The sequence below is a fragment of the Dorea sp. MB18-49 genome, from assembly GCF_023669465.1.
Lineage (GTDB): Bacteria > Bacillota > Clostridia > Lachnospirales > Lachnospiraceae > Dorea_A > Dorea_A longicatena.
Genome location: NZ_JAMOYX010000078.1, coordinates 1 through 7,072, shown reverse-complemented (window position 1 = coordinate 7,072; position 7,072 = coordinate 1). Strand labels below are relative to the sequence as shown.

Here is a 7,072-nt window from a genome sequence, read left to right as displayed (position 1 = left end):
TGAAAATCCTAATGGCAATATGTCATACCAACTACTTCCCTTATTATAATAAAATAAGTGTAGATGTTAGAGTTAATTCCTCTCTAACAACTACACTTTTATGGTACTAAATGGCAAATGCGTAACCGTAGTGGCCTCCACCGGGGTAGACTTCCGGGCATTTCATTTATTAACATCCGCAGCCAGTCACGAGACTTGAAGGAAACAATAGATAAGGATTATTGTGAATGCGGAATGCCAATAGAAAACAAAAGCATAAATGTATTTCGCGCAAGCAGAAACAGAAAAAAACATCCCGTAACAATCAATGTTTCGACATGATTTACGCATTTACGAATAAATAAATTCACTGTGATCATGCATACATTCACGAGCATGAAAAGCTCCAATATGCCGAGTACCGGCAAGGTGTACAGTTGAAATATCTCCATCAGTATAGTCATACAGATGGAGACAATAAGAGCAAACCACAAATAGTACTTTTGTTTTTCGGTCATAATAGTTCCTCCCCACATAGAAAGACTAAACTATAGTTACATTAAATTTAGTAAATAATACCATAACAAGTCATAAATGAAAAGCCAGGAAGACATTTTACATAAAATTCAGAATACCCTCTTGCAATCTGAAAAAACATGTGCTAACATTTAAAACAAATTTTAGTATAGTAAAGCGATGAAAGAGACTCTGGACTCTGGAACCTGACAGGAATGTGGTGTCACCGACTGAGAGCACTGCTTGGGGAATGAGGACAATAGGGAACACTCTGGAGCAGACCAGCTGAACAAGTAAATATGGTAAAGCTGAATGAAAAGTAGGTTGGTACGTAGACTGCACGTTACGCACGAAAAGAGGAATCTTAGAAAGCACTATACAGCTTTGAGATTCAATGCGGGTGGTACCGCGGATAACGATGATGATATCCGTCCCGGGATACAAGTATGTATTCCAGGGCGGATTTTTATGTTTATAACCGTTATTCGTCCCGGGAAGAAAAGGAGGAAAAGAACATGGAGTATTTAACAGGTGTAAAGCCAAAAGAGACAAAAGAAATCAGTGAATTACTGGAACAGGCAGAAGCAGGAGCAAAGGTAAAAGTCAACGGAGCAGTGCATACGATCCGTGACATGGGAACTGTTGCATTTGTGATCTTAAGAAAAAGAGAAGGTCTGCTTCAGTGTGTCTATGAAGAAGGCAGTGCTGATTTCGAACTGAAAGACATCAAAGAAGCAGCAACAGTCGAAGTAGAAGGCGTCGTAGAAGAGAATGAAAAAGCACCAAATGGAATTGAAATCCGTATGGAGAGCGTAAAAATCTTAAGTGAGCCGGAAGACGAGATGATGCCGCTTGCAATTTCCAAATGGAAATTGAATACATCTCTGGAAGCAAAATTAAACTACCGTTCCATTTCTCTTAGAAATATCCGGGAACGTGCGAAATTCAGAATTCAGGAAGGACTTACAAGAGCATTCAGAGATTTCCTGTACAGTCAGGAGTTTACAGAGATCCATACACCGAAGATCGGGGCAAAAGGTGCAGAAGGCGGAGCCAATATTTTCAAATTGGAATATTTCCACAGACCGGCTGTACTGGCACAGAGCCCACAGTTCTATAAACAGATGATGGTCGGTGTATTTGACAGAGTGTTCGAGACAGCACCGGTATTCAGAGCGGAAAAGCATAACACAAAGCGTCATCTGAACGAGTATACAAGTCTTGATTTTGAGATGGGCTATATTGATGGATTTGAAGATATCATGGCAATGGAAACAGGATTTCTTCAGTATGCAATGGAACTGCTGAAAAAAGAATATGACAGAGAATTGAAAGTTCTTGGGGTAGAACTTCCGGATGTCAGTCAGATTCCGGCAGTAAAATTCGCAGACATCAAAGAGATCGTCGCAGAAAAATATAACCATAAGATGAGAAACCCATTCGACCTTGAACCGGAGGAAGAAATACTGATCGGACGTTATGCGAAAGAAGAGTGGGGAAGTGATTTTGTATTTGTTACACATTATCCATCCAAGAAGCGTCCATTCTATGCTATGGATGATCCGAAAGATCCAAGATATACATTAAGCTTTGACCTGTTGTTCAGAGGACTGGAGATTACGACCGGCGGACAGCGTATTCATGACTATAAGATGCTGACAGACAAGATTGCGGCAAGGGGAATGACAGAAGAAGGAATGGAACAGTATCTTGCGACATTTAAGCACGGAATGCCGCCGCACGGAGGTCTTGGAATCGGACTGGAACGTCTGACGATGCAGTTGTTAGGAGAAGACAACGTAAGAGAGACTACATTATTCCCAAGAGATTTAAGCAGACTGGAACCATAGCGGGGAGTAAGGTATAATAGATATGATACCGGTGATAACATATCATGAGAGGGAAATCATATGTTTGGAAAAAGATGTAGTTTATGCGGAGGAAAGTTAAACAGTAGAGGAATCTGTACGGAATGTGGGCTTGATAACAGCAAGTCGGATAAGAATTACCGGATCAACCGGAGTGATTGTGACGGAATGCCGCTTACACATGTACATGGGGAGAAAGAAAAACACAGACCGGACAGGAAAGCAGATCATAGGGAAATAAATCACAAAGAGACAAATCATAAAAAAAGAGATTACGGAAAACAAGGCTACCGTATGAATGAGTCTGATATGACCGGGAAAAAACGGAGAAAGCATGTGCAGACTCCGGATATTACAAACCGGAGAAGACCATTGAAAATAGTGATTTTGGCAATTATCGTGATTGCAGTTTTGGGTAATCTCTATGAGGAACATAAGTACGATATAGAATATGCAGTTGGAGATGCAGTTCAAGGTGTATTTCAGGATACGGGAGATCAAAAGACAAATGATACGGATGAAACAGACTATGATCATTATCAGTATGTGACTCGGGAAATCCCGAAAGAAGGAGAAAGTGCAGACTATGAACTTGCTTCCGGCAATTATGTGGCAGGTGTGGAGATCCCGGAGGGAATCTATACAGTGACACCGCAAGATGACTATGACACCGTGCAGATCGATGATCCTGAGAACAGCATCTATCTGTATGAATATACTGAGGGCAAGAAAGACAAGATTAAGGATATCCGTCTTTATAGAGGAGCGCATCTTACATTAAATTGTAGGACAACAGTAAAACTGCATACCGATAATGCACAGGATGTAGAGGCAATGGAAACGGCCGGACAGAGTAATCCGCTCACAGAATCAGTGGATATCAAAGGTCAGAAAACGTTGACGGCTGGAAGAGATCTCGAACCGGGAATATATGATCTCAGCCGTGTATCAGGGGCTGGAAATGTGGATGTAATCATTTATTCGGACGAACAGGAAGAAATAAATTCATGGAGCCAGTGTCTGTCGGAAGATGGAATAGACGGAGAGACATTCCATTATCTGGTAATTCCGGAAAATGCAACAATGGAAGTGTCAGAAGACTTGAAAATAAGGCTTACACCGTCAGAACAGATTGCATCAACAGATTATTATGGCTTTTATAACAGATAAGTTTACTGAATATAAAGTATAGGGGAATTGATAACATCAGGAAAGAAGGAGCAGAAAGATGGCAAACAAAATATCAGATGAGACCATAGAATACGTTGGTATTCTTGCAAAACTGGAATTATCCGGTCAGGAAAAAGAAGATGCCAAAGCAGATATGGAAAAAATGTTAGATTATATAGATACTTTAAATGAACTGGATACGGATGGAATCGAGCCAATGTCACATGTATTTCCGGTGAAGAATGTATTCCGGGAAGATGTCGTGACAAATGGAGACGGCAGTGCGGAGACACTGGCGAATGCACCGTTGGAAAAAGACCAGAGCTTCAAAGTACCAAAGACAATCGGATAGGAGGAAAACGGTTATGGATATTACAAGTCTTACAGCAGTAGAGCTTGGAAAGAAGATCAAAGCAAAAGAAATATCTGTTGTGGAAGCCGTGAAAGCCTCCATTGCACAGATTGAAAAAGTAGAAAAAGATGTAAATAGTTTTGTGACGCTGGATAAAGAGGGCGCATTAAAACGCGCAGAAGAAGTACAGAAATTAATTGATGACGGAAAACTGACAGGGCCACTGGCAGGTGTGCCGGTAGCAATCAAAGATAACATGTGTACGCAAGGAATGCTCACAACCTGCAGTTCGAAGATTCTCGGCAACTTCCAACCGATGTTTACCGCAGAGGCAGTTAAGAATCTGGAAGCAGCAGGAGCAGTTATCTTAGGAAAGACGAACATGGATGAATTTGCCATGGGAAGTACGACAGAGACTTCATATTTCGGACCGACAAAGAACCCATGGAACTTAGAGCATGTTCCGGGAGGATCTTCCGGGGGAAGCTGTGCAGCGGTGGCAGCAGAAGAAGCACCATATGCACTTGGATCTGACACAGGCGGGTCCATCCGTCAGCCAAGTTCTTTCTGCGGCGTAGTCGGAATCAAACCAACATATGGAACAGTATCCCGTTACGGACTGATCGCTTATGGTTCTTCCCTGGATCAGATCGGACCTGTTGCAAAGGATGTGACAGACTGTGCAACAATTCTGGAGACGATTGCATCTTATGATCCGAAAGACAGCACATCAATCAGACGTGACAGTTATGATTTTACATCTGCACTGGTAGATGATGTGAAGGGCATGAGAATCGGTATTCCGAAAGATTATTTCGGAAATGGTCTGGATGCTGAGGTAAAAGAAAATATTCTTCGGGCAGTAAAGGTTCTGGAAGAAAAAGGCGCAGTTGTAGAAGAATTCGACTTAAGCCTTGTAAAATATGCGATTCCTGCATATTATGTCATTGCATCAGCTGAGGCAAGCTCCAACCTTGCCAGATTCGATGGCGTAAAATACGGCTATCGTACCGAGGAATACGAAGGACTTCATAATATGTATAAGAAATCCCGTTCCGAAGGTTTTGGACCGGAAGTAAAGAGAAGAATCATGCTTGGTTCATTCGTTCTGAGCTCCGGATATTATGACGCATACTATCTGAAAGCACTGAAAACAAAAGCCTTAATTAAGAAAGCATTTGATAAAGCATTTGAAAAATATGATGTGATCGTGGCTCCGGCGGCTCCGACAACGGCACCGGAACTTGGGAAGAGCTTAAGTGATCCGATCAAGATGTATCTGGGAGATATTTACACGATTTCCGTCAACCTGGCAGGACTTCCGGGAATCACAATCCCGGTAGGAAAGGATTCCAAAGGACTTCCGGTAGGTATGCAGTTGATCGGAAATTGTTTCGAAGAAAACAAAATCATTCAGACCGCATATACATTTGAACAGACGAAGGCATATGAAGCACCAGAACTTGCAAAGGAGGACAGATAGTCATGGCAAAACAGTATGAGACAGTCATTGGACTTGAGGTCCATGTAGAACTTGCAACAAAGACAAAAATCTTCTGCGGATGCAGCACGGCATTCGGAGGAGCACCGAATACACATACATGCCCGGTTTGTACCGGTATGCCTGGATCACTTCCGGTATTAAATAAACAAGTTGTAGAATATGCAATGGGAATCGGCCTTGCAACACATTGTGATATCACAAGAGTGTGCAAATTCGACCGTAAGAACTATTTTTATCCGGACAACCCGCAGAACTACCAGATCTCACAGCTCTATCAGCCAATCGCAAGAAATGGCTATGTAGAGATCACAGTTGGTGATACAAAGAAGAAAGTCCGCATCCATGAGATGCATATGGAAGAAGATGCCGGAAAGCTGGTTCATGATGAATGGGATGATACATCTCTGGTAGATTTTAACCGAAGTGGTGTGCCGCTTGTAGAGATCGTATCCGAGCCGGATATGCGTTCATCAGAAGAAGTTATCGCTTATCTGGAAAAATTAAGAACGATCATCCAGTATCTGGGAGCATCAGACTGCAAGCTTCAGGAAGGTTCGATGAGAGCGGACGTGAACTTATCGGTAAGAGAAGTCGGCACACAGGAATTCGGAACCAGAACAGAGATGAAGAACCTGAACTCATTCAAGGCAATCGCAAGAGCCATTGAAGGAGAAAGAGAGCGTCAGATCGAACTTATCGAAGAAGGAAAAGCTGTTATCCAGGAGACCAGAAGATGGGATGACAATAAAGAATCATCTCACGCAATGCGTTCCAAAGAAGATGCTCAGGATTATCGTTATTTCCCGGAACCGGATCTTGTACCGATCGTGATCGACGATGAGTGGATTGAAAAGATCAAAGCAAAACAGCCGGAATTCCGTGATGAAAAACTGGAACGTTATAAGAAAGAGTTCGATATTCCACAGTACGATGCAGAAATTCTCACAGAGTCCAAGCATATGGCGGATATCTTTGAAGAGACAACAGCAATTTGTGGAAAACCGAAGAAAGTATCCAACTGGCTGATGGTAGAAACCATGCGTCTGTTAAAAGAACACGGCATGGAACCGGAAGATATCAGCTTCTCACCGGCAAATCTTGCAAAACTGATCGGGCTTACAGAAGCAGGAACCATCAACAGTTCCGTTGCCAAAGAAGTATTCGAACAGGTATTTGAAAAAGATGTAGATCCGGAAAGTTATGTAGAAGAACACGGATTAAAGACAGTCAATGATGAAGGCGCACTGGAAGAAGTGTTAAAAGAAGTCATTGCGAAGAATCCAAAAGCCATTGCCGATTACAAAGGCGGCAAAGAAAAAGCACTCGGCGCATTGGTCGGACAGACTATGAAAGCCATGAAAGGAAAGGCAAATCCTGGAATGGTGAATCAGAAATTGCGGGAGATGTTGAAGTAATTTTTTATTTAATTAATTATCGCGGCCTCTCAGTCCATGAGAAAAACTTGGTGCTCTGTTTGCTACTAAGATTCCGTGATGTAAGAAAATCTAAGGATGTCCAAATCTCCTAAAAGCAAAGGCATTCCACTCATAACTCGTTTCGCTCAAACAATTCGTTCCATGCCTTTAACGGAGATTTGAACACCCTAAGTTTTTCTAAACATCACTCCATATACGCGACAAACAGAGCACCAAGTCTTTCTCATGTCGTGCTTGGCCAATGATA

The 7,072-nt window shown here is 42.2% G+C and carries 5 protein-coding genes; all 5 read left to right on the top strand.

What is annotated here, in order from left to right:
- Positions 1 to 1,010 precede the first annotated feature (1,010 nt).
- The 5 genes from aspS to gatB are packed head-to-tail and all read left to right on the top strand — an operon-like array spanning position 1,011 to position 6,804.
- Complete coding sequence (aspS, locus tag NCY30_RS14510) at positions 1,011 to 2,345, top strand: aspartate--tRNA(Asn) ligase (protein ID WP_250818854.1); 1,335 nt, start codon at positions 1,011 to 1,013, stop codon at positions 2,343 to 2,345.
- 60 nt (positions 2,346 to 2,405) lie between these two features.
- Entirely contained in the window at positions 2,406 to 3,533 is a 1,128-nt protein-coding gene (locus NCY30_RS14505) for a hypothetical protein (protein ID WP_250818853.1), read from the top strand.
- A gap of 58 nt (positions 3,534 to 3,591) precedes the next feature.
- On the top strand, positions 3,592 to 3,885 hold the full coding sequence (gatC, locus tag NCY30_RS14500; RefSeq protein ID WP_006428030.1) for an Asp-tRNA(Asn)/Glu-tRNA(Gln) amidotransferase subunit GatC: 294 nt from the start codon (positions 3,592 to 3,594) through the stop codon (positions 3,883 to 3,885).
- 13 nt (positions 3,886 to 3,898) lie between these two features.
- Complete coding sequence (gene gatA / locus NCY30_RS14495; RefSeq protein ID WP_161159107.1) at positions 3,899 to 5,368, top strand: Asp-tRNA(Asn)/Glu-tRNA(Gln) amidotransferase subunit GatA; 1,470 nt, start codon at positions 3,899 to 3,901, stop codon at positions 5,366 to 5,368.
- A 2-nt stretch (positions 5,369 to 5,370) separates the two neighbouring features.
- Positions 5,371 to 6,804 carry an Asp-tRNA(Asn)/Glu-tRNA(Gln) amidotransferase subunit GatB gene (gatB, locus tag NCY30_RS14490; RefSeq protein WP_022414987.1) on the top strand — a complete coding sequence of 478 codons (1,434 nt, stop codon included), beginning with the start codon at positions 5,371 to 5,373 and terminating at the stop codon, positions 6,802 to 6,804.
- The last annotated feature ends 268 nt before the right edge of the window (positions 6,805 to 7,072 follow it).

Coding starts and splice junctions, on each gene's coding strand:
- aspS (WP_250818854.1), top strand. CDS start 1,011: ATGGAGTATTTAACAGGTGTAAAGCCAAAAGAGACAAAAGAAATCAGT.
- NCY30_RS14505 (WP_250818853.1), top strand. CDS start 2,406: ATGTTTGGAAAAAGATGTAGTTTATGCGGAGGAAAGTTAAACAGTAGA.
- gatC (WP_006428030.1), top strand. CDS start 3,592: ATGGCAAACAAAATATCAGATGAGACCATAGAATACGTTGGTATTCTT.
- gatA (WP_161159107.1), top strand. CDS start 3,899: ATGGATATTACAAGTCTTACAGCAGTAGAGCTTGGAAAGAAGATCAAA.
- gatB (WP_022414987.1), top strand. CDS start 5,371: ATGGCAAAACAGTATGAGACAGTCATTGGACTTGAGGTCCATGTAGAA.